The 22626-nt window shown below is 76.3% G+C and carries 13 protein-coding genes; all 13 read left to right on the top strand.

Features of this window, described 5'->3' with window-relative positions; genetic code table 11:
- The first annotated feature begins 52 nt into the window (after positions 1–52).
- Complete coding sequence (locus tag ACWCYY_RS14150) at positions 53–424, top strand: hypothetical protein (RefSeq protein WP_345287986.1); 372 nt, start codon at positions 53–55, stop codon at positions 422–424.
- A gap of 100 nt (positions 425–524) precedes the next feature.
- Positions 525–716: a hypothetical protein gene (locus tag ACWCYY_RS14145; protein ID WP_345287985.1), complete on the top strand. Its 192-nt coding sequence runs from the start codon at positions 525–527 to the stop codon at positions 714–716.
- Positions 717–952: 236 nt separating this feature from the next.
- On the top strand, positions 953–1720 hold the full coding sequence (locus tag ACWCYY_RS14140) for a thioesterase II family protein (protein WP_449796157.1): 768 nt from the start codon (positions 953–955) through the stop codon (positions 1718–1720).
- Positions 1721–1848: 128 nt separating this feature from the next.
- On the top strand, positions 1849–7998 hold the full coding sequence (locus ACWCYY_RS14135; RefSeq protein WP_449796156.1) for an amino acid adenylation domain-containing protein: 6150 nt from the start codon (positions 1849–1851) through the stop codon (positions 7996–7998).
- Positions 7995–10943, top strand: a complete 2949-nt coding sequence (locus tag ACWCYY_RS14130) for a type I polyketide synthase (RefSeq protein ID WP_380149501.1) — start codon at positions 7995–7997, stop codon at positions 10941–10943. Before ACWCYY_RS14135 ends, ACWCYY_RS14130 begins: the two co-directional genes overlap by 4 nt.
- The gene (locus ACWCYY_RS14125) at positions 10940–15313 is read left to right on the top strand and encodes a non-ribosomal peptide synthetase (RefSeq protein ID WP_449796155.1); all 4374 of its coding nucleotides are present in this window, start codon (positions 10940–10942) and stop codon (positions 15311–15313) included. The genes ACWCYY_RS14130 and ACWCYY_RS14125 overlap by 4 nt, the downstream gene beginning before the upstream one ends.
- Positions 15314–15341: 28 nt before the next feature.
- Positions 15342–16229 (top strand): phytanoyl-CoA dioxygenase family protein, encoded by an 888-nt coding sequence (locus tag ACWCYY_RS14120; protein ID WP_449796154.1) that lies wholly within the window; start codon positions 15342–15344, stop codon positions 16227–16229.
- 1 nt (position 16230) lies between these two features.
- Positions 16231–17574: a cytochrome P450 gene (locus ACWCYY_RS14115; RefSeq protein ID WP_380149498.1), complete on the top strand. Its 1344-nt coding sequence runs from the start codon at positions 16231–16233 to the stop codon at positions 17572–17574.
- Complete coding sequence (locus tag ACWCYY_RS14110) at positions 17571–19346, top strand: non-ribosomal peptide synthetase (RefSeq protein WP_380149497.1); 1776 nt, start codon at positions 17571–17573, stop codon at positions 19344–19346. The genes ACWCYY_RS14115 and ACWCYY_RS14110 overlap by 4 nt, the downstream gene beginning before the upstream one ends.
- Entirely contained in the window at positions 19343–20062 is a 720-nt protein-coding gene (locus ACWCYY_RS14105) for a DUF6875 domain-containing protein (RefSeq protein ID WP_449796153.1), read from the top strand. The genes ACWCYY_RS14110 and ACWCYY_RS14105 overlap by 4 nt, the downstream gene beginning before the upstream one ends.
- Positions 20063–20065: 3 nt before the next feature.
- Positions 20066–20260, top strand: coding sequence for an MbtH family protein (locus ACWCYY_RS14100; protein WP_345287255.1), 195 nt, complete (start codon positions 20066–20068; stop codon positions 20258–20260).
- Between the two features lie 35 nt (positions 20261–20295).
- Positions 20296–21315: a methyltransferase gene (locus ACWCYY_RS14095; protein WP_449796152.1), complete on the top strand. Its 1020-nt coding sequence runs from the start codon at positions 20296–20298 to the stop codon at positions 21313–21315.
- Entirely contained in the window at positions 21312–22568 is a 1257-nt protein-coding gene (locus ACWCYY_RS14090) for an ATP-grasp domain-containing protein (RefSeq protein ID WP_345287252.1), read from the top strand. Before ACWCYY_RS14095 ends, ACWCYY_RS14090 begins: the two co-directional genes overlap by 4 nt.
- The last annotated feature ends 58 nt before the right edge of the window (positions 22569–22626 follow it).

Genomic DNA, 22626 nt, shown 5'->3' with positions numbered 1-22626 from the left:
TGTCCAATCCGCCCGGTTCCGGAGCGTTTGCCGGGGATGGAACTCTGGCTCCATGTATATGGTTCACGCTCAACTGGGCACCCGAACCGGCGCGCCGCTGCCTGACGACGCGTCAAAGCTATTCCGGGCAAGCGCGGAACCCGGCGAATCCGTGGAGTACGTGACCGTACATCCGGATGCTCCTATCGGCCCGGTCGTCGGCCTGTTCCTGGTCGCCCGCTCGCTGGAGGACGCGGAGGCGGTCGGGGCCGCGGTATGTGCGAGGGCGCTGCGGAACCACCCGCAATTGGGTGCGTTCCTGCTGCTCCGCTGCGAGGTCCGGCTGGTCGCCGCGTACTTCGACCGAATGTTCGGCCGGTCCTCTCCTGGACGGGTTATGCCAAGGCCGGATCATGACAGTGGAAACCCCTTCCTCGGCTTCTGAGGCGTGGAGAGACTGCTGTTCATCAAGTCGACCGACGGGGAGTGCGGAGGTCGAGACACCCTCACCGCCGCTCCCCCGCTTGCTCTTGGGGGAGAGAACCATGCTCGGACCGCGTGCTGCCACCTTCGTCGCCACCGCCCTTCTGGTGGGCGCCGGCCTGTTCGGGGCGGCCGCGTCGGCCGTGGCCGCGGAGCCCGGCGGGACGCAGTGGCAGTCGCGGGTCGAGGCGCTCGGGGCGCCGTCCGGCGAGGCGCCGGGGGCCGCGCTGAGCGACGTCACCTGGGGTCCGTGAGCGCTCGGCGCGGCCCGGTGGCCACCGCCGTGCACGGCACGGAACGGAATTCCTCCGGGCGGGCGGACTCCCCGTCGGGGAAATGATTCACGACCTCTTCCGGGTGCGTGGGATCGCCCGTGCCCGCTTCCGGCCCCGGGTGCCGGGTTTCGCCGTTCTTTCCGGTATCCCCTGCGGATTGTCCCCGGTGCGCCGGTGCGATTATCCGCAGGCATATGCAAATGAGGTCCGAGGTCGTGAGCGTTTCCGTTGGGAGCCGGGTCAGCCCCGGTCCGCCGAGCCGCTGGCTGCGCACGAGTGGTGCGGGCCCGGCCGTGGAGCTGAACGTCGTCTGCTTCCCGCCGGCCGGCGGGGCGGCGGGCTCGTTCGCCGCGCTCCGCAGGGCCGCGGGTCCGGAGACCTCGGTGACCGCGGTGCTGCTGCCCGGGCGCGAGGCGCGGATCGCCGAGCCGCACGCCACGGACCTGCACCGCCTCGCCGCGACGGTGGCGGGGGAGCTCCTTCCACTGCTGGCCCGGGACGAGACGCCCTACGTCCTGCTCGGGCACAGCATGGGCGGCCTGCTCGCCTACGAGGTCGCACTCGGACTGGACGGGCTCGGGGCCCGGCCGCCGCTCACGGTGGTGGTGGCCGGGACGGCCGCTCCCCGGCACGCCTGCTGGTCGGCGGTGGCGTCCCGGCGCCCGGACGAGCTGCTGCGGCTCCTCGGCGGCGTGCCGCAGGAGCTCCTCGACATGCCGCAGCTGCTGGACCTCGCCGTCGAGGTGCTGCGCGCGGACCTGGCGATGGTGGAGGGCTACCGCTGCTCCGACGGCCTGCTGCCCGCACCGCTCGAGGTGCTGTACGGCAGCGAGGACCCGCTGGTCGACGCGGCGGCGGTGGCGGGCTGGGCCCGGCTGGCGGGGGCGGGGGTCGCGTTCGAGGGGTTGTCGGGCGGCCACTTCTTCCTGGACGAGCACCATCCGCGGCTGCTCGCGGCCTGGCACGAGGCGGCGGCGCGGTGAGGGCGGACGGGCGGACGGCGGGCGGACAGACGGCGGGCGGGCCGACGGCGCGCGGCCGGGCGGTGGAAGACACATGGGCACTGGACGGCAGGGACGCAGTCATGGGACAGACGGTTCATCACGAAGCTTTGACCACACCGGAGTTCGGCATCTGGCTGGCCGGTCGCCGGCATCCGGAGACGTACAACATCCACCGCGTCTGGGAGATCACCGGTGCCCTGGACGAGGCCGCCCTGCGGGCGGCGGTGGACGAGGTGGTCGGCCGTCACCGGGTCTTCGGGCGGCGGCTGCGGGAGAGCGGTGAGGTCCCGTTCTGGGCGCGGGGGGAGGCCGTCGCGGCCTGGTCCTCGGCCGAGGAGGTGGCGGACGAGGCGGGTTGGCAGGCCGAGCAGGGCGCCCACCGGTTCGACCTCGCGGCCGAGTGCCCGGTCCGCGTCGCACTGCTGCGGCAGACCCCGCAGCGCCACCTGTTCTCCCTGCTGGTCCACCACATCGCCTGCGACGGGCTCTCCCTGGAGATCCTCCTGGAGGAGATCGGGCTGGCCTACGCCTCCCGGACGGCGGGCGGGCCCGCGCTGCCGCCGGTCGTGGACGGCCGGCCGGCGGGCCCCGCGCCCGCGACCGGCTACTGGGCCGGGCAGCTGGCCGAGGCCGAGTGGCCGGGCTCGCTGCCGCGCACTCCCGGGGCGCGCACCCCCGAGGCCGAGACCACCACGCTGCCGCTGACCGCGGAGCAGGCCGGTCTGCTCCGGGCGGCGGCCCGGAGCCTGCGGGCGACCCCGCACCTGCTCGGTCTGGCCGCGCTGTACGGCACCCTCGCCGCGCACGGCAGCCCGCGGGACGTCATGGTCGCCACGCCCTTCGCGGACCGCACGCCGGCCACCGCGGGTCTGGTCGCGTGCCTGGCCCGGGTGGTGCCGATGCGTCAGCGCTGGGCGGCCGACGACACGGGCGCGGCCCTGGTCGCCGCCGTCCGCCGGACGATGGCGGGGGCGCTGAGCCACCTGGCCGAGCCGATCCGGGAGGCGGCCGACCTCTTCGGCGCGGTCGAGCCCGGGGTCACGGTGGCCTTCCAGGCGCACGGCCCGCTGCCCGCGCCCGTCCTGGCGGGCGCGGAGGTGCGGGCGCTGTCCGAGGGCGGCCACGGAACGGTGCGCAACGACCTCGAGTTCGACCTCTACCTGCGCCCGGACGGCGGCGAGTTGGCCCTGACCCGGCGCCTGACGGGCGGTACCACGGCCCCGGCGGCCGCCCGGCTGTTGGCCGACTACCGGGCGGCCCTGCTCCGGCTGGCCGCGGACCCGGGCGCGCCGGTGGCCGGCACCGCCCGGCTGGGCGACGTCGAGGCGGACGCCGTCCTGCGCGCCGAGCCTTCGGCGGAGCCGGTCCGGCTCGTCATGGAGCGCTTCGCCGAGCTCGTCCGCGAGCGGCCGGAGCAGCCGGCCGTCAGCTGCCCGGCCGGCCTCACGACCTTCGCCGAACTGGACGCCGCCGCCGATGGGTTGGCGGCCCGCCTGGCGGAGGACGGGGTCGTCCCGGGCGAGGTGGTCGGCATCCTCGCCGAGCGTGGGGTGGCCCTGGTCGCCGCGGTCCTGGCGGTCTGGCGGGCGGGCGGCTGCGCCGTGCTGCTCGACCCGCTCCACCCCGACGACCGGATCTCCTACGTGCTGTCCGACTCCGGTGCCCGGGTGGTGCTGCGCAGCGCGTCCCTGGCGGAGCGTCAGGCCGGCCCGGCCCGCGTGCTGGAGCTGCCGGCCGGGCGCGAGGTCGTCGCGCTCGGCGCGAACGGGTTCGGCGCGAACGGCTTCGTCGCACCCGGGGCGACGGCGGGACGGCTCGCGTACGTCATCCACACCTCGGGCACCACCGGGCTGCCCAAGGGCGTGATGATCGACCACGCCTCCTACGCGGCCTTCGTCGGTGCGTCCACGGCGGGCCGCGGGGCGGACCGGGTCGGCCTGGTGAGCTCGGTCTCCTTCGACCTGTTCTACCTCCAGCTGCTGGACCTCTTCACGGGCTCCTGCCTGGTGGTGGCGGACGAGCAGACCTACCGGAACCCGCAGGCGCTGGTGGAGTGGGTGGAGCGGCACGACGTCCGCTTCCTGGGCCTGACGCCCTCGATGTTCGGGGCGATGCGGAACTTCGGCTTCGAGGAGGTGCTCCGGCGCGGGCGGGTGGGCCTGCTGCTCGGCGGCGAAGCCCTGGACGAGCCGACCTGGCAGCTGCTGCGCGAGCTCGGCGTCGAGGGGGTGAACGCCTACGGCCCGACCGAGACCACCATCTGCGTCACGGTCTGCGGGTTCGGGGAGCGGGCCGCCCCGGGCATCGGCCGGCCACTGGCGGGCGTGAGCGCCTACGTGCTCGGGCCGGACCTGCGGCCCGTGCCGACCGGTGTGGCCGGTGAACTCCACCTGGCGGGGCCGCAGGTGGGCCGGGGCTACCTCGGATCGCCGGGCCTGACGGCCGATCGCTTCCTGCCGGACCCCTTCTCCACCGTGCCGGGGGCACGGATGTACCGCACCGGCGACCGGGTGCGGCTGGAGGAGGACGGCTTCCTGAGCTACCTGGAGCGCGCCGACCACCAGTTGAAGGTCCGCGGGCAGCGGGTCGACCCGGTGGAGGTCGAGAACGTGCTGCGCGATCTGCCCGGCGTCCGGGACGCGTACGTGGCGCGGAAGGCGCCCGGCACCTCCAACGGCCTGCTCGCCTACGTGCTGCCGGAGCGGGCCGACCGGCCGCTCGACCCGGTCGGGCTGCGCACCGCCTGTGCCCGCCGACTGGCACCGGCGGCGGTGCCGGCCCACGTCCTCGTGCTGGAGGCCTTCCCGCTGTCCGCGAGCGGCAAGCTCGACGAGCGGGCGCTGCCCGCCCCGTCCCACGCCGTGCCCGAAGTCGCCCCGGCGAAGGACGAGTTGGCCCGGATGTGGCAGGCCGCCGCGGGCACGGCGGCGGGTTCGGACGAGGACGACTTCTTCGCCTGCGGCGGCAGCTCGCTGGACGCCGCCCGGCTGGTGGCCGGGGTCAACCAGGCCTTCCGGGCCGAGATCGACCTCGCGGCCTTCTTCGCCGAGCCGACCCTGCGCGGCCTGCGCCACCAGCTCGAGTCGGCCGGCGACGGGCGGACGGCGGCCGCCGCCCCGGCCGTCGGGCTCTCCCCGGCCCAGCGGCGGCTGTGGTTGATGCACCTGCTGGACCCGAAGAGCCCCGAGTTCACCGTCTACTGGGCGGTGCGGCTGCGCGGCGCGCTGGACCGCGACCGGCTGGCGGAGGCCTGGCGCGCGGTGGTCGAGAACCACGGCGAGCTGCGGCTCCGGGTGCTGGACGACGCGGGCGAGCCGGGCAGGTCGGCCTGGCCGGCCGAGGAGTTCGCGCTCCGCGCCCGGACGCTCCCCGAGGCCGGGCTCGACGAGGAGCTCCGTGCGGCGTCCCGGCAGGTCTTCGACGTCTTCGGCGGGCCGCTGGCCGCGCTGGAGCTGATCTCGCTCTCCGACCGGCCGGACGAGCACGTCCTGCTGCTGACGGGGCACCACATGGTGCTGGACCGGCGCTCGGTGGAGCTGATCGCCGATCAGCTCTTCCGCGGGCTGGACGGCCACCCGTCCGCACCGCCCCGGCGCGCCTACCAGGAGGCCCCCGCCCGTACGCGGGAGCGGATCGACGGTGGCCGGGCCTTCTGGACGGCCGAGCTGGCGGAGGCGGTGGCGGCGCCCGGCATCGACCTGGGCGGGCCCGGCACCACCGAGCGGGCGGACCGGGCCGGCACGGTCCGGGCCCTCGTCGGCGCTGCCGACTGGGCGAAGGCGCTGGAGACCACGCGTGCCCACCGCACCACTCCGCTGGTGCTGGCGCTGGCGGCCTTCGCGCTGACGGCGGACCGGTACGGCGCGGCCGGCGACGTGGTGGCCGGCACCACCATGGACGTCCGGCCACCCGGCTTCGACGACGTGGTGGGGCTGTTCGTCAACCCGGTGCCGGTCCGGCTGCGGGCCGAGCCCGGCCTGACGGGCGGCCGGCTGCTCGGCCGGACGCACGAGGCCCTGCTGCGTGCCCACGCCCACCGGGACGTGCCCTTCGACGAGCTGGTCCGAGGGCTGGGCCTGCGCGCCGAGCCCGGCCGGACCCCGCTCTTCCACGCCCTCGTCGACCACGAGCCGGCCGCCCGGGCCACCGCCCCGGCCGGGCTGGAGGTGCGGCCGGTCGACATCCCCGCCGAGGTGGCCAAGTACGACCTGGAGGTCGTGCTCCGCGAGACCGCCGAGGGCGCGGAGATCGAGGTCGGCTTCCGCCGCGGCCGGTACGACGAGGCCCAGGCCGCCCGGCTGGCCACCGCGCTGCGCGACACCCTGGTCCTGCTGGCGGCCGAGCCGGACGCGCCGGCGCGGGTGCCGCTGGAGGGCGGGTCGGTCCTGCGCCGCCCGCCGGTGCAGCCCCGGGCCTACGCCCAGGCGGGCCTCCTGGTCGAGCGGATCGCGCTGGCGGACCCGGAGCGGGAGGCCGTGGTCTGCGGTGAGGAGCGGCTCGGGTACGGCGGGCTGCTCACCGGCGCACTGGCCGTGGTGGCCGCCCTGGCCGGGGCCGGGGTCGCCCCGGGCGACCGGGTGGCCGTGCTGGCCCCGCGCTCGGCAGCCATGATCACGGCACTGCTCGGTGCCCACCTGGCCGGTGCGGTCGCCGTCCCGCTCGACGTGGACCACCCGGACGCCCGGCTGGCGCAGGCCCTGGCGGACTGCGGTGCCGAGGTGCTGCTCGGCACGGCCGCGACGGTGGACCGGGGCCGGGCGCTGGGCCTGACCGCGCTGGACGTGACCGCCCTTCCCGAGCCGGCCGGCCGCCCCGCCACTCCGGCCCGGGGAGAGCGCGACGCCGCCTACATGATCTTCACCTCGGGCAGTACCGGCCGGCCGAAGGGCGTGGTCGTCGAGCACGGCCCGCTGGCCGCCTCGACCGCCGCCCGGCGCGAGGTCTACCCGGGCGAGCCGGTCTTCCTGCTGCTCTCGCCGCTGGCCTTCGACTCCTCGGTGGCCGGGATCTGGGGGACCCTCACGGCCGGCGGCCGACTGGTCGTCGCCGGGCCGGACGACGTCCGCGACCCGGGGCGGTTGCTCGGTCTGATCGAGCGTCACGCCGTCACCGACCTGCTGTGCGTGCCCTCGCTGCACGGAGTGGTGCTGGCCGAGGCCCGGCGCACCGGACCGGCCGCACTGCGCTCGCTGCGCCGTGCGGTGGTGGCCGGGGAGCCGCTCCCGGAGCAGGTGATGGACCTTCACTTCGAGCTGCTCCCCGGGGTGGAGCTGGTCAACGAGTACGGGCCCACCGAGGCCACCGTCTGGTCCAGCTACCGCCGTTACCGGGCACCGGGAGCGGTCGGCATCGGCGGTCCGGTGCCGGGCTACGCCCTCTACGTGCTGGACCACGCGCTGCGGCCGGTGCCGGAGGGCGTCCCCGGCGAGCTGTACGTCGGCGGGCCCGGTGTGGCCCGCGGCTACCTCGGCCGCCCCGCCGACACGGGCGCGGTCTTCCTGCCGGACCCGTTCGCTGGGCTGCCCGGCGCGCGGATGTACCGCACCGGTGACCGGGTGCGGCTCGCCGGGGACGGCGGGCTGCTCTTCCTCGGCCGGGCCGACGACCAGCTCAAGATCCGGGGCCACCGGATCCAGCCGGGCGAGATCGAGGCCGTGCTGCGCGGGGCGCCCGGGGTGCTGGAGGCCGCCGTGGTCGCCCACGGCCGGGGCCGGCTGGCCGCGTTCGTCACCGGCGACGCCGATCCGGACCGGGTCCGGCAGGAGGCCGTCGAACGGCTGCCCGCCGTCATGGTCCCGGCGGCCGTGCACAGGGTGGAGCGCCTGCCGCTGACGAGCAACGGCAAGGTCGACCGCAAGCGGCTGGCCGAGGAGGCGGACCGGCAGGTGCCGCCCGCGGCTCCCGGCGGACGGGTCCGCCCGGAGCACGCCGAGGTGGTCGCGGCCTGGTGCGAGGTGCTGGGCGTCGCGGACGTCCCGGTGGACGTCAACTTCTTCGAGCTGGGCGGCCATTCGCTGCTGATGCCCGCGCTCCAGGAGGCGCTGTACCGGCGCACCGGTGTGCGGGTGCCGATCCTCGACCTCTTCCGGCACGGCACCGTCGCCGACACGGCGGCCCGGCTGCGGCCGGAGCCGCTCGGAGAGCCCGGTCGGCCCGCCGAGCCCCCGTCCCGATCCCGCCGGGAGTCCTCCCGGCAGTTGCGCCTGCGCCGAGTCCGGCCCGAGGCGACCCCGGAGAACCAGGAAGGAAACCGATGAGCCGCGACCGTTCGCTGGACATCGCCGTCACGGGGATGGCCGGCCGATTCCCGGGCGCCCCGGACGTCGCACGGCTGTGGGAGGCGGTCGAGCAGGGCCGCACGCTGCTCCAGCGGCTCACCCCGGAGGAGCTGGAGCGGTCCGGGGTCCCGGCAGCGCTCGCGGGCGACCCGGCCTACGTGCCCGTGCACGGCCGGCTCGCCGACGCCGACCGCTTCGACCACGAGTTCTTCGGGGTCAGCCCCCGGGACGCCCGGCTGCTCGACCCGCAGCAGCGCCTGATGCTGGAGTGCGCGTGGTCCGCGCTGGAGGACGCCGGACACCGGCTGCGCGAGCCGGACACCCGACGGACCGCCGTCTACGCGGCCGCCAGCAGCAGCGAGCACCTGCGCATGCTGCTGGCCGGGGACGAGCTGGACGAGCCGGAGTTCGACGCGGCGATCGTCGCCAACGAGAGGGACTTCCTCGCCACCCGGATCGCCTACAAGCTCGGTCTCACCGGCCCCGCGATGGCCGTCCTGACGGCGTGTTCGTCCTCGCTGGTCGCCGTGCACCTGGCCGTCCAGGCGCTCAACAACGGCGAGTGCGACCAGGCGCTGGTGGTCGCCGCCTCCGCCAACGCCCCGCAGGCCGGCTACCTCCACCTCCCCGGCGGCATCCTCTCCGGCTCCGGCGTCTGCCGGCCCTTCGACGAGGCCGCCGACGGCGCGGTCGGCGGCTCCGGCGTGGTCGGGGTGGTGCTGCGCCGCTTCGCGGACGCCGCCGACGAGGGCACGCCGCTGTACGGAGTCCTGCTCGGCTCCGCCGTCAACAACGACGGCGAGGCCAAGCCCGGCTTCTCCGCCCCTGCGGCGGCGGGCCAGGAACGGGTGATCCGGGAGGCCTTCGCGGCCGCCGAGATCGAGGCCTCCTCGCTCGGCTACCTGGAGGCGCACGGTACCGGCACCCGGATCGGTGACCCGATCGAGTGGTCCGCGGCCTCGGCGGTGCTGAGCGAGCTCGGCGCGGCCCCGGGCCAGGTCCGGGTGGGTGCGGTCAAGGGGACCATCGGACACCTCGACGCGGCGGCCGGGCTGGCCGGTCTGGTCAAGGCCCTGCTGGTGGTCGGCACCGGCACGGTGCCCCCGATCGCGGGGTTCACCGGCCCCAACCCGCTGCTGGAGCAGGAGGGTTCGCCGCTGGCCCTGCCGACGGCCGCCGAGCCCTGGTCGGGCCCCGAGCCCCGCCGGGCCGCGGTGAGCTCCTTCGGCATCGGCGGCACCAACGCCCACGTGCTGGTGGAGCAGGCGCCCGAGGCGGCGCCCGGCGCCGACGCACCGTCAGGGGAGGACCGGCTGGTGGTGCTGTCGGCCGCCGACCCGGAGGCGCTGCGCCGGGCCAGGGCCCGGCTGGCGGACCACCTGGACGCCACCGGCGAGGCGGCCACGGACGTGGCCGCCACCCTCGCCCGCCGGGCGGTGTTCCCGTACCGCAGCGCGGTGGCGGGTTCGACCTCCGCCGAACTGGCCGCCGCGCTGCGCGCTCCGGCCCCGGACGCGGTCGCCGCCGGACGGGAGCCCGCCCCGCTCGTCTTCCTCCTGCCCGGTCAGGGCACCCAGACCCCCGGCATGGCCAGGCCCTTCGCGCTGGCCCTGCCGGGCTTCGCCGAGGCGCTGGAGACCTGTCTCGCGGCCTTCGGCCCGGAGCTCGCCGCGGAGTTGGCCGAGGCGCTGTACGACCGGGGCTTCCCGGCCGACCGGCTGGAGGCCACCCGGCTCGCCCAACCGGCGCTGTTCGCCGTGGAGTTCGCGGCGGCCACCGCCCTGGCCGGGCTCGGCCTGCGACCCTCGGCGCTGATCGGGCACAGCCTCGGCGAGCTGACCGCGGCCTGCCTGGCGGGCTCCCTCGACCTGGTGACGGCGGCCCGGCTGGTGGAGCACCGGGGCCGGCTGATGCAGGCGTGCGAGCCGGGCGCGATGCTCGCCGTGGCCTGCTCGGCGGAGGAGGCCGGGCGCCTGCTCGCCGACTCCGGTGCCGGCCTGGAGATCGCGGCCGTCAACACCGCCACGGACACGGTGCTCAGCGGTCCGGTCGCGGAGGTCGACGCCTTCGCGGCGGCCCTGGACGGCCGGTACCGCAGCCGCAGGCTGCGCACCAGCCACGCCTTCCACTCGGCGTCGATGGACCCGGCGGCGGCCGGGCTGCGCGAGCTGCTGGCCGACGTCCGGCCCGGGGCCGCGACCGTGCCGTGGGTGGGTAACACCGACGGGGTGCTGGTGGCGGCGGGGGAGGTGGTGGCGGCCGAGCGGTTCGCGGAGCAGCTGCGCCGTCCGGTCCGCTTCGCCGACGGACTGGCCGCGCTGGCGGCGGAGTTCCCCGGCGCCCGGGCGGTGGAGGTCGGCCCGGGCCGGGTGCTGGCCGCCCTGGCCGAGGCGGCCGGTCTGGACGCCACGCCGCTCTGCCCGGCGGTGCCGGAGGGGGGCGCGGCCGGATCGGTGCTCGCCGCCCTGGGCGGCCTGTGGGCCGCGGGCGAGCCTGTGGCCGTGGAGCTGCTGGCCGGTCCCGGCCGCCGGCTCCACCTGCCGACCTACTCCTTCGAGGGGCCGAGGTGGCCGCTGCCCGCACGCCGGGCCGCACCCGTGGCCGCGGCCGTGCCCTCGCCCGGACCCTCGGACGGGGCCGAGGACGGGCCCGGGACCGAGGACGAGCGCGGTCCGGTGGAGCTGGTCCAGGACCTCTGGCGCGAGCAGTTGGGCGTGCACGCCCTGCCGGGCGGGGCGGACTTCTTCGAGGTGGGCGGGGACTCGCTGGCCGTGACGCGGCTGGCGCGGCGGATGGGCCAGGTGTTCGGGGTGGAGGTGCCGGTCCGCGAGCTGCTGGCCGCCCGGACGGTCGACGGCCACGTCGCGCTGGTGGAGGACCTGTTGATCCAGCAGTTGGTAGCCGAGGCCGAGGGGGCCCTGTGAACACCGCACGTCTCGACCGGCTGACGCCCGATCAGCGGGCGGAGCTGGAGCGCCGGTTGGCCGGCCGCCGGACCGCTCCGCCCCGGGAGCGGCAGGAGGCCCCGGTCGACCTGACCGCGAGTCACCCGCTCTCCGACACCCAGTACCGCCTGTGGCTGGCCGAGCAGGCCCACGGCCCGTCGGCCGCCTTCACCGTCCCGGTGGCGCTCCGCGTCGAGGGCGCACTGGACACCGGCCGCCTCCAGGCCTGCCTCGACCTGCTCGCCGAGCGGCACCTGGCCCTGCGCGCCCGGATCGTCCAGGAGGGCGGTGCTCCCCGGCAGCGCTTCGACCTGCCCGCGCGCATCCCGCTGGAGCGGCGGGACCTCGCCGACGGCGAGGCCGGGCTCGCCGCGGCCCTCCGGGAGGAGGCCGCGCGGGTCTTCTCGCTGGCGCGGCCGCCGCACGTGCGCGCGGTGCTGCTGAGCACCGGCCCGCAGGCCCGGGTGCTGGTGCTGTCGCTGCACCACGCGTTCTGCGACGGCTGGTCCCTGGAGGTCCTGCTCCGGGAGCTGTTCGAGGCGTACGGCGCGCCGGGCGCCCCGGCCCTGCCGGCCGGGCCGGCCGCCCAGCACCTCGACTACGCGCGGTGGGAGCACTCGGCCCCCGGCCGGGACGTGCTCGGCCGCAACGCCGCCTACTGGGCGGGTCACCACGAGGACCTGACGGACCGTCCGGAGCTGCCGTTCGCCGACGGCCCCGGGGCGGTCGGCGACCCGGTGTCGGCCTTCGTGCCGCCCGCCGGGCTGCGCGAGCGGGTCGCGGAGCTGGCCCGGCGGGCCGGGGCGACCACCCACGCCGTCTGGCTCGCGGCCTTCGCGGCGACCTGGCACCTGGTCACCGGCGTCCGGGCCGTGCCGGTCGGGGTGCCCGCCGCCAACCGCGGCGAGGCGCGCTGGGACGGCGCGGTCGGCGCCTTCGTGACGACGCTCCCGCTGGTGGTCCGGGTCGACCCGGCGCGGACCTTCACCGAGCTGGTGCGCCGGGTGACCGAGGCCCTGCTGGAGGGGTCCGAGCACGCCGCGGCCCCGCTCGGCGGACCGACGCCGGCCTCGCCCGCCGCGGTGTTCGTGTTCACCGGGGAGGGCGGCCGCCGGGAGGTGCCCGGCGGACTCGTCGTCGAGACGCTGCCGGTCCGGGTGCAGGGCAGTCAGAACGAGCTCACCGTCCAGCTGGTGGAGCGGCCCGACGGTCCGTCGGGTGCGCTGACCGCCGCCCCCGGCCGCTACGGCGACGCCGACCTGGACCGGCTGGGCGGTACGTACCTGCGCTGCCTGGACGCGCTGCTGGCCGACCCGGACGCCCCGCTGGCCGCGGCGGACCTGCTGGACGACCGGGACCGGGCGCTGCTCGCGGCGTCGGCCGAGGCAGCTGCCGCACCGGCCTTCGGCCTTCCCTACCAGGCGTTCCGCCACTGGGTGGAGCGGACCCCGGACGCCTTCGCCGCGGCCGACGCCGACCGGTCCCGGCTCGGCTACCGCGAGCTCGCCGACCGGGTGGAGGGCTTCGCCGCCGCCCTGCACGGGGCCGGGGTCCGCCCGGGCGGTGCGGTGGCGCTCTGCCTGCCGCGGTCCGTCGACTACCTGGCGCTCACCCTCGCGGTCTGGCACCTGGGCGGCTGGACCGTCCCGCTGAACGTGAAGGACCCGCTGGACCGGCTGCGCTCCCTGGTGGCCGGCGCCGGCGCGGCCTTCCTGGTGCGGCCCGCCGCGGCCGCCGCGGCGGGGCTGCCCGGGGTGGCCGAGCTGGCCGTCGAGGAGCTGGCCGGCGACGGACGGGCGGCACCCCCGCCCGCCGCCCTCCGCCCGGCCGACCTCGCGTACGCGGTGTTCACCTCGGGCACCACCGGCACGCCCAAGTGCGTCGCCGTGCCGCAGGGCGCGCTGGCGAACGAGCTCGCCTGGCGGCGGGCGGCCATCGGCCTGGACGGCCGGGACCGGGTCCTGCAGACCATCCCGCTCGCCTTCGACCCGGCCTTCTGGCAGTGCTTCGGCCCGCTCGCGGCCGGGGCCGGCGTGGTGCTGCCGGAGGCCGATCCGGACGCCACCCCGGGCGCGGTGGTGGACGCGGCGATCGCGTACGGCGCCACCGTGGTCGACCTGGTGCCCTCCCTGCTCGCGGCCCTGGAGGACGAGGACCTGGGCCGGCTGCCGGCCCGGGTGGTGTTCTGCGGCGGCGAGCCGCTGCCGGCCGCACAGGCCGAGCGCTACCGTCGGCTGGGCTCCGGCACCCTGTACAACCAGTACGGTCCGTCCGAGACCTGCATCGACGCCAGCTCCCACCGCTACGACGGGGGAACGGCCGAGGGCACCGTGTCCATCGGCCGGCCGATCGGCGGCGTGCGGCTGCACGTCCTCGACTCCGCGCTGCGGCGCGTACCGGTCGGTGTGACCGGCGAGCTGTACATCGGCGGGCTCGGGGTGGCCCGCGGCTACGCCGGCCGTCCGGCCGAGACCGCCGCGCGCTTCCTGCCGGAGCCGGCCGGCCCGCCCGGTGCGCGGATGTACCGGACCGGGGACCGCGCCCGCTGGAACCCGGACGGCACCGTCCAGTTCCTCGGCCGGGCCGACAATCAGGTGAAGATCCGCGGCCACCGGGTGGAGCTGGAGGAGGTCGACCGGGCGCTGCTCGCGGTGCCCGGCGTGCGGGAGGCCGCGGCCGTGGTGGTCGGCGAGCGCTTCCACCGTCTGGTCGGCTTCCTCGCCGGAGGGCCGGACCTCACTCCGGAGACGGCGCGGGACCGGCTCGCCCGGGCGCTGCCGGGGTACATGGTGCCGGCCGAGCTGCGGGTGCTGCCCGCGCTGCCGACCACCGCCAACGGCAAGGCCGACCGGCGCCGGCTGACCGAGCTCGCCGGCAGCCGCCCCGTCGGCGGGCCGTCGGCGGCGCGGCGGGACGATCCGGTGCTGGCGGCGGTGCTCGCGGCCTTCGCCGCGGTGCTGGAGCTGCCCTCGGCCTCCCCCGAGGACGACCTCTACGACCTCGGTGGGGCCTCGCTCGGTGCGGCCGGGATCGCCGCCGAACTGACCACCCGGCTCGGTGCCGAGGTCCCCGTCCGCCTCGTGCTCGGCAACCCGTGCGCGGCCGACCTGGCCGCCGCGCTGGCGGCCGGGACGGCCGGGGCGGCCCCGGCCGGGGCGCCCGCGGACGACCTGGTGCCCGGCCCCGAGCAGCGGCAGGTGCTCGCCCTGGAGCGGCTGCTCGGACGACCGGCCCCGCCGGTCCCGGTCGTCCTGGACCTGGAGGCCGGCACCGGTGCCGAGCGGGTGGCGGACGCCGTCCGCCGGCTCGCCGAGCGCCACGACGCGCTCCGGCCGCTGCCCGGCGCGAGCGCCCCGGACGACTGGCAGCCCTGCGTGACGGCGGCGCTGCCGGCCGGGCCCGAACTGCTCGACTGGCCGGCCGAACTGATCGAGCGTCACCTGCCTGACGGTCACCCCGGCCTGCAGGCGGTCCTGTTGCGCGGGGGCGCGGGGGCCGACCGGCTGCTGCTGCTCCTGGCCCGCAACCGGGCCGACGGGCCCTCGGCCGGCGTGCTCGCCGAGGAGCTCACCCGGCTGCTCGCGGGCCGGGAGCCGGCCGGGCCGGCGCCGAGCTACCGGCGGCACCTGGGCGAGCGCGCCCGCCGCCGCGCCCTCGGGGGCGAGGAGCTCGAACGGTACTGGACCACGACCCTGGAGCCACTGCCGCTCGACCCCTTCGCGCAGCTGCGCACGACCGGGCGCGGCTTCCGCAACCACGGCGTGCGCTGGACCCTGCCCGCCGAGCTGGACGCCCGGCTGCGGGCCCGCTGCGCCGCGCTCGGGGTCGCTCCGGCCGCCCCGTTCCTGGCCGCCCTCGGCGGACTGGTCTCCCGGATCGCCGGGGCCGGCCGGGTGGTGGTGGGCACGCCGGTCGGCCACCGGTCGGGCACCGCCGAGGCCGGTCTGGTCGGCCGTGCGGTGGACATGCTGCCGGTCGTCCTGGACGCCGAGGGCGACCTGACGGCGGCTCACCGGGCGCTGCTCACCGCGCTGGGCCACGCCGACCTGCCGCTCGAACGGATCGCCGGGCTGGTGGACCCGGTCGACCCGGCCCTGCGCCCCGCGGTCTGCGCCGCGGCGCTGCTCACGCACGACTACCAGGGCGTTCCGGAGGGCTCGCCCGGCTCCGCGCCGGCGGACGAGGTGCCCGAGCACTGGTCCGACCTCGACCTGGTGCTGCACGTGCAGCCCGGGCCGGACGGGTCCAGGAGCCTGCTGCTCTCCGGCGACCTGCTGATCTTCGACCCCGCCGCGCTGCGCGGCTGGACGGCCGAGCTCGCCGAGTCCCTCGGCCGCTGGGCCGTCTGACCTCACGACACCACTCACTGGGAGAGACATGAACGAGGAAGAGAAGTACCTGTTCGACCTGCGCGGCTACCTCGTCCTGGAGGACGTGCTCGGCGCCGAGGAGCTCGCCGGGCTGAACTCCGCGCTGGACGGGCACGGTCTGTGGGAGGGCGAGAACAAGCACGACTACCGCCTGCTCAAGCAGTACAACCCCTTCATCGCCAACGCCGGACCGCTGCACGAGACCCAGCGTCCGGTCCGTGACCTGCTGGCCCACCCGAAGGTGCTGCCGTACCTGGAGGAGCTGCTCGGCGCCGACCTGCGCTACGACGAGGGCCAGGTGCTCTTCTCCCGCAAGGGCGCCGGCGCGCTCGTGCTGCACAACGGCAACACCCCTTGGGAGTACCCGCCGCTGAGCTACCAGGTCCGCGAGGGCCAGATCTACGCCGGCCACCTGATCGTGGCCTTCTGCCTCACCGACGCGCTCGCCGACCAGGGCGGCTTCGCCGTCGTGCCCGGCAGCCACAAGTCGCACTTCCCGATCCCGGACGAGTACGCGGCCTGGGAGAAGCCGGCCGACTTCGTCAACCGGGTGCCGGTGAGGGCGGGTTCGGTGGTGCTCTTCGCGGACACCGCCACCCACGGCAGCTGGCCCTGGGTCGCCGACTTCGAGCGGCGCGTGGTGTTCTGCCGCTACACCGCCGGGATGGTCCAGCACACCTCGCCCGCCCCGGTGCCCGAGGACACCGACTTCGACGACTGGACGCCGGTGGAGCGCCAGCTGCTCCGCCCGCCGTTCGCCTGGCACCAGGAGAACGACGGCGGCTTCAAGGAGCGCCAGCGGACCTCGGTGCGGACCGCCGAGGGCTGGGTGATGAGCGAGTACGCCCAGCAGATCATCCTGCCGGCCGAGGACACCGCCGCGGAGCGTGGCTGAGATGGCGACGCTCACCGACAGCCCCGTCGACCTCGACGGGTTCAACCAGGGGATGCGCAGCGACCCGCTCGGGACCCTGACCCGGATCCGCGCCGAGGGCACGGTCTGCGTCATCCCGTACGACGAGGGCGAGGGGGCGGGGGAGCAGCGCATCCTGATCACCACCGAGCCGGCGCTGGCCAACGCGGCCCTGGTGCACGGTCTCCGGACCCACCGGGCGCTGCTGCGCGAACTGGTCGGCAGCGGCCTGTTCGTGGTCGCCACCGGCGACCAGTGGCGGCGCCGCCGGGCGCTGCTGCGCCCGATGTTCACCCCGCGTGCGGTCGCGTCCGGGCACGGGGTGATCCTGCGGGCCGCCGAGGACTTCGTCCGGCGCGAGCTGAAGGGCCGGGACGGCCGGCCGATGGACCTCGCGGTGACCATGCAGCGGCTCAGCGTCCAGGTGATCCTGCGCTCGGTCGACCCGGCGCTGGACGGCGCGGAGCTGGAGGAGCTCACCGAGGCCCTCCAGGACGCCGTCGAGTACCTGGACCACCGGCTGTTCGTCCCGGACAGCGTGGGCGAGGCCGAGCACGAGGCCTTCCTCAAGCGCCGTTCGGCGCTGGAGGCCTTCATCGCGGGCCGGGCCGGGCAGTTCGGCTGCCCCGCCTCCGAGCCCGGCGTCCTGGCCGAGATCGTCGCCGCGCTGGGCGAGGAGGCCGCCGCCGGCGAGGACCCGCACCAGGTGCTGCGCGAGGAACTGCTCTCGGTCTTCGTCGCCGGTGTCGAGACCATGGGCACGCTGCTGACCTGGATCTTCCACAACCTGGCGCACAACCCCGAGGCGCTGCGCCGCAGTCTGGCGGAGGTCCGTGCCGAGGACCTGGACGCGCTGGCCGCGCTGCCCTCGGCCCCGAACGGGGCGCTGCCCTACCTGCGTGCCGTGGTCGAGGAGTCGCTGCGGCTCACCCCGCCGGCCTGGGCCCTGGTCCGCACGATCGAGGAGCCGCTGGAGGCCGCCGGGATCGAGCTGGTCCCCGGGGACGTGGTGCTCGCCGCCACCTACGTCATGCACCACGACCCCGAACTGTGGGAGGCACCGGAGGAGTTCCGCCCGGAGCGCTTCCTCGGCGACCGGCCGCCGGCCCAGCAGTACCTGCCCTTCGGTGCCGGGCCGCACCAGTGCCTCGGGCGTCAGTTCTCGCTGCTGGAAGCCCAGTTGGTCGCCGCCACGGTGCTCCGGCACGGGCTCGTCGAGCTGCTCGACCCGGAGCCGGTGACCGCGCTCCGCCCGCACATCGCCCTCGCCCCCGAGCCGAACCCGCAGGCCGTCTTCACCGAGTACGGACAGGAGCAGAACCGATGAGCAGTCCGACCGCCCCACGCGTCGAAGCGGCCTTCGCCGCCGTCGCGCGACGGCAGCCGGACCGTCCGGCCGTCGTGGACGGGGGCGGTGCGTACGGCTACGGCGAGCTGCTGGCCCGCGCCCGTTCCGCCGCCGCCGAGTTGGGCCGCCTGGGCGTGCGCCCGGGCGACGCGGTGCTGCTGACCGGCCACGGCGGCCGGCCGGCGGTGCTGGCCATGCTCGCGGTGCTGTTCGCCGGAGCCCACTACGTACCCGTCGACCCCTCCTTCCCGCCCGAGCGGGCGGCCCTGATGGCGCGGCTGGCCGGCGCGGTGCTCAACCTGAGCACCGACGGCGGCACCCCGCCCGTGCCGGGCCTGGTCACCCGGGCGGTGGACGGGCTCGGTCTCGGGGAGGGCGACGGCCCGCTGCCCGGTCCGACGGCCGGCCCGGACGACCTCGCGTACGTGATGTTCACCTCCGGGACGACCGGCGAGCCCAAGCCGGTCGGCGTGACCCACCGCGGTGTCACCGGCCTCGCGCTCGGCGGCGGGGAGCTGCTGCTCGGCCCGGAGGACGGCACCCTGCTGCACTCCACCCTGGCCTTCGACGCCTCCACCTTCGAGATCTGGAACGCCCTGCTGGTGGGTGCCCGGGTGGTCGCCGTGCCGCACCACCCGCAGGCGCTGCACGAGCTGGCCGCCGAGCTCAGCCGTCCGGAGGTCACCACGGCCTGGCTCACCGCCGCGGTCTTCCACCTGATGGCCGCTCACCACCCCGCCGCGCTCGGCACCCTGAGGCGGCTGGCCGTGGGGGGCGACGTGGTGCTCCCCGACGTGGCCGACGCCTTCGTCGCCGCCCACCCGGGCACCGCGCTGGTCAACGGCTACGGGCCCACCGAGAACACCACCTTCAGCACCCTCGGACCGGTCGCCGGCCGGGACCGGTCGCTGTCCGCCTCGCTGCCGATCGGCTTCGCCCACCCCGGCACCTCCTGCTACGTCCTGGACGAGCGGCTGGACGCGGTGGCGGACGGGCAGCCCGGCGAACTCTTCGTCGGCGGAAGCCGGTTGGCGCGCGGCTACCTCGGCCGCCCGGCCGCCACCGCCGACCGGTTCCTGCCCGACCCCTTCACCACGAGCCCCGGCTCCCGGATGTACCGCACCGGCGACCGGGTCCGGCTGCTGACGAGCGGCGCGCTGGAGTTCCTGGGCCGGACCGACGACGAGGTCAAGGTCCGCGGCTTCCGGGTGGACCCGGCCGAGGCACAGGCCGCGCTGGCCGCCGATCCCCAGGTCCTGGACGCGGCCGTGCTGGCCGACCGGACCGAGGAGGGGGCCGTGCTCGTCGCGTTCGTGACCCCGGCCGGCCTCGACACCGCGGCCCTGCGCGAGCGGGTCGGCCGGTCCGTCCCGCGCCACCTGGTGGCCGAGCGGATCGTCGCCCTCGACGCCCTTCCCCTGGGCCCGACCGGCAAGGTGGACCGCCGGGCGCTGCGCGAGCTGCTGCCGTCCGCGGCCGGGCCCGGGCCGGAGGGCCCGCCCGAGCGGGCCGCCGCCCTGCCCTACCCGGAGCTGGCGGACTCCTGGCAGCGGCACACCGGGGTGGTACCCGGCCCCGACTCGGACTTCTTCGCCGACGGCGGCAGTTCGTTGGCCCTGATGCGAGTGGTCGAGGACGTCCGGACCCGGCTCGGCGTGGAGCTGGACTTCGCCGAGGTCTACGCCCTGGAGTCGTACACCGAGATGGCCGGGCTGATAGCGGACCGACTGGGTGCGGAGGCGGCCGCATGACCGCCTCCAGCAGGTCCGCCGTGACCGACCGCAAGGCGTCCGGGCGGCGTGAGCTCCGCATCCGGACCGAGCCGCCCGGGCACGCCTTCGCCGCCGACCTCGCCGTCGTCGACGCCTGGCTGCGCGACTACGTCGGACGCTCGCACGAGCAGCTCGGAAGGACGGGGCCGGTCTGCCCGTTCGTCCCGCCGGCCCTCAACGACCAGGCCGTGCAGTTCAGTTTCCGCTACGAGGTGGACGGCTCCAGCACGGCGGGGATCACCGAGGCGCTCACCGAGGAGCTCGCCGACTTCGCCCTCACGGCGGAGCCGCAGCCCAAGTCCGGCGCCTCGCTGGAGTGCCGGATCGTCGTGATGCCGATGACCGGTCCGGCCGGCTGGCAGCGCCTCGACGACGCGTACGAGTCGCTGAAGAACGCGGCGGTGGACGCCGGTCTGATGATCGGTCAGTTCCACCCGAACTGCGACGAACGGGCCGCGCGCAACACCGGCTTCCGGGTCTCCGTGGCTCCGGTCGGCCTGCTGGCGATGCGCCGGATGGCCCCGCACGACGTGCTCTTCCTGACCAGCCGCCGCGACTGGTTCGAGAGGTACGACACCGCCTTCCGCGCCCACTACGAGCGCGGGCGGGTGCGCGATCCGCTGCTGCGCGAGCTCTACCACGCCGCGGTGGAGCGCTACGGCCTCCCCGCCATCGTCCCCACCGAAGGAGAGTGACCGATGAACCCGACCCAGGACCTGTTCCACGTCGTCGTCAACCACGAGGACCAGTACTCGATCTGGCCCACGTACCACGAGATCCCCCTCGGCTGGCGGGCCAGCGGCGAGGCGGCCACCCGCGAGGAGTGCCTGCGCCGGATCGAGACCGAGTGGACCGACATGACCCCCAGGTCGGTCCGCGCCGTGCCGGCATGACCTCGCCCGACCCGACCCGAGAGAGAAGAGAGCACATGGACGGCAGCGAAGCCAGGTCCGGCCTCCTGGAGATGATCGGCGGCTACCGGGCCACCGCGCTGGTGACCACCGCCGCCCGGCTGGGGCTGGCCGACCTCCTCGCCGAGGGGCCGGCCGGGCTCGGCCGGCTGGCCGAGCTGACCGGTGCGCGGCCGGACCGCCTGCTCCAGCTGCTGCGCGCGCTCGTCGCGGTCGGTCTGCTGGAGTCCCGGCCCGACGGGGCGTTCGCGCTCACCCAGCTCGGCGAGCCGCTGCGCACCGACCTGCCGGACTCGCTGCACAGCGCCGCCGTCTACTTCGGTGCGGTGAGCGCACCCTCCTTCGACTCCCTGTACGACCTCCTCCACACGGACGGCGACGGCTTCCGGAGCCGTCACGGCACCGACTTCTACGGCTTCCTCGGCACGCACCCCGAGCTGGCGGCGCACTACAACGCCGTCATCGCGGTCGAGGGCCTCGGTGACGCGCTGGCCGAGGCGTACGACTTCGGCGCGGCCGCCTCGGTCGCCGACATCGGCGGAGGCAACGGCACCACCCTGGCCGAACTCCTGCTGGCCCACCCGCATCTGACGGGCACGCTCCAGGAGATCCCGCACGTGATGGAGGAGGCCCGCGACCGGCTCGCCGATCCCGGTCTGGCGGGCCGGGCCACGGCGGTGCCGGGATCGTTCCTGGACGGCGTCGTCCCGGGGGCGGACCTCTACCTGCTGGTCCGGGTGCTCCCCAACTGGGGCGACGAGGAGGCCCTGCGGATCCTGCGCCACTTCGCCGCCGTGATGACGCCCGGGGCCAGGCTGCTCATCGTGGACGCCGAGATGCCGGAGCAGGTGGCGGCCGGCGCCTTCGCGCCGATCGGCGACCTGCACGCGCTGGTCCACTTCGGCGGGCGGCTGCGCAGCCGCTCGGAGCTGGCCGGGCTGCTGTCGGCCGCCGGGCTGAGGTTCTCCGGCGCCGCCTCCGTCCCCGTCCCGGGCCGCCCCCAGTGGTCGCTGTCCGAGGTCGAGGTGGACCGGTGACGGGCCGTCGGCTGCCCCGGGTCGCCGTGGTCTACGCCGACGGCGCGGCCGGCCCCGGGACGGTGCTGGCGGACGCCGAGGGGTTGTGCGAGGTGGTCCTCGTGTGCGACGCCGCACAGCCGGGCGTCGCACCCCTGCTGCGCGGCCTGCGCCGCCGGGCGACGGTGTGCGACATCACCGGACTGAGCCCGGCCGAGGCCGCCGAGGCAGTCCGCCGGGAGGCGCCCGAGGCCATCGTCACCTTCAGCGAGTACTGCCTCGGCCGGACCGCGGAGCTCGCGGCCGAGCTCGGCCTCCGGTACCACGGTGCCGCGACGGTGCGGCTGCTCACCGACAAGCTGGCGCAGCGCGCGGCCCTGGCGGCGGCCGGCGTGGACGCCACCGGCTGCCGGCTGGCGGAGTCCGCCGAGCAGGTGCTGGAGGCGGCCGCGGAGCTGGGCTACCCGGTCGTGGTCAAGCCCCGGACCGGAGCGGGCAGCCGGAACACCGTGAGGCTGGACTCCGCCGAGCAGGCCGTCCGCGCGCTGCCCGCCGTGATGTCGGGCGAGGTCGGCCAGGACCGGGTGTTCGTGGTCGAGCAGTGCCTGGTCGGCGATCCCTCCGCCGCCGGGGAGGGCTGGGGCGACTACGTGTCGGTGGAGGGGCTGGTGCACCGGGGGGAGGTCCTGGCCTCCTGCGTGTCGGGCAAGCTGCCGCTGGCGGAGCCGTTCCGGGAGACGGGCTTCTTCGTGCCCTCGACGCTCTCCCCGGAGCTGTCGGCCGAGGTGCAGGCCCTGGCCGCCGACGCGGTGCGGGCGCTCGGGATCCAGGACTCGGTGACCCACACCGAGGTGAAGCTGACCCCGTCGGGCCCGCGGATCATCGAGGTCAACGGCCGGGTCGGCGGGCACGTGGTGGACCTCGTCCCGAGGGGCTCGGGCGCCAGCCTGGTCCGCTCCGCGCTCGAACTCGCGCTCGGCCGGCGCCCGTCGGCGGCCTCCTTCGACTTCTCCGGCGTGACCTTCGAGTGGGTGCTCCTCCCGCCCGTCGAGGCCCGCGAGCTGACCGGGCTGCACGGGGTGGAGGAGGCCGAGGCGCTGGACGGCGTCACCGCCGTCGACGTCCTGGCCCGGCCCGGCCAGCCGATCGACTGGCGGATCGGCAACCAGACGCTCGGCCTGGTGCACGGCCGGGTGATCGACCACGATGGCCTGCGGCACCTCGTGGAGCAGGTGGCCCGTACCTTCGTGGCCACCTATCAGAGCGTGTCCTGACCACGGCCCGCGACCCGGGGGCGGCCGTACCGGCCGGCCCCGCACACCGACGGCGCGC

The sequence above is a fragment of the Kitasatospora sp. NPDC001664 genome (genome assembly GCF_053596675.1).
The sequence above is the reverse complement of the archived record's forward strand: the minus strand, read 5'-3'. Positions and strand labels throughout refer to the sequence as shown.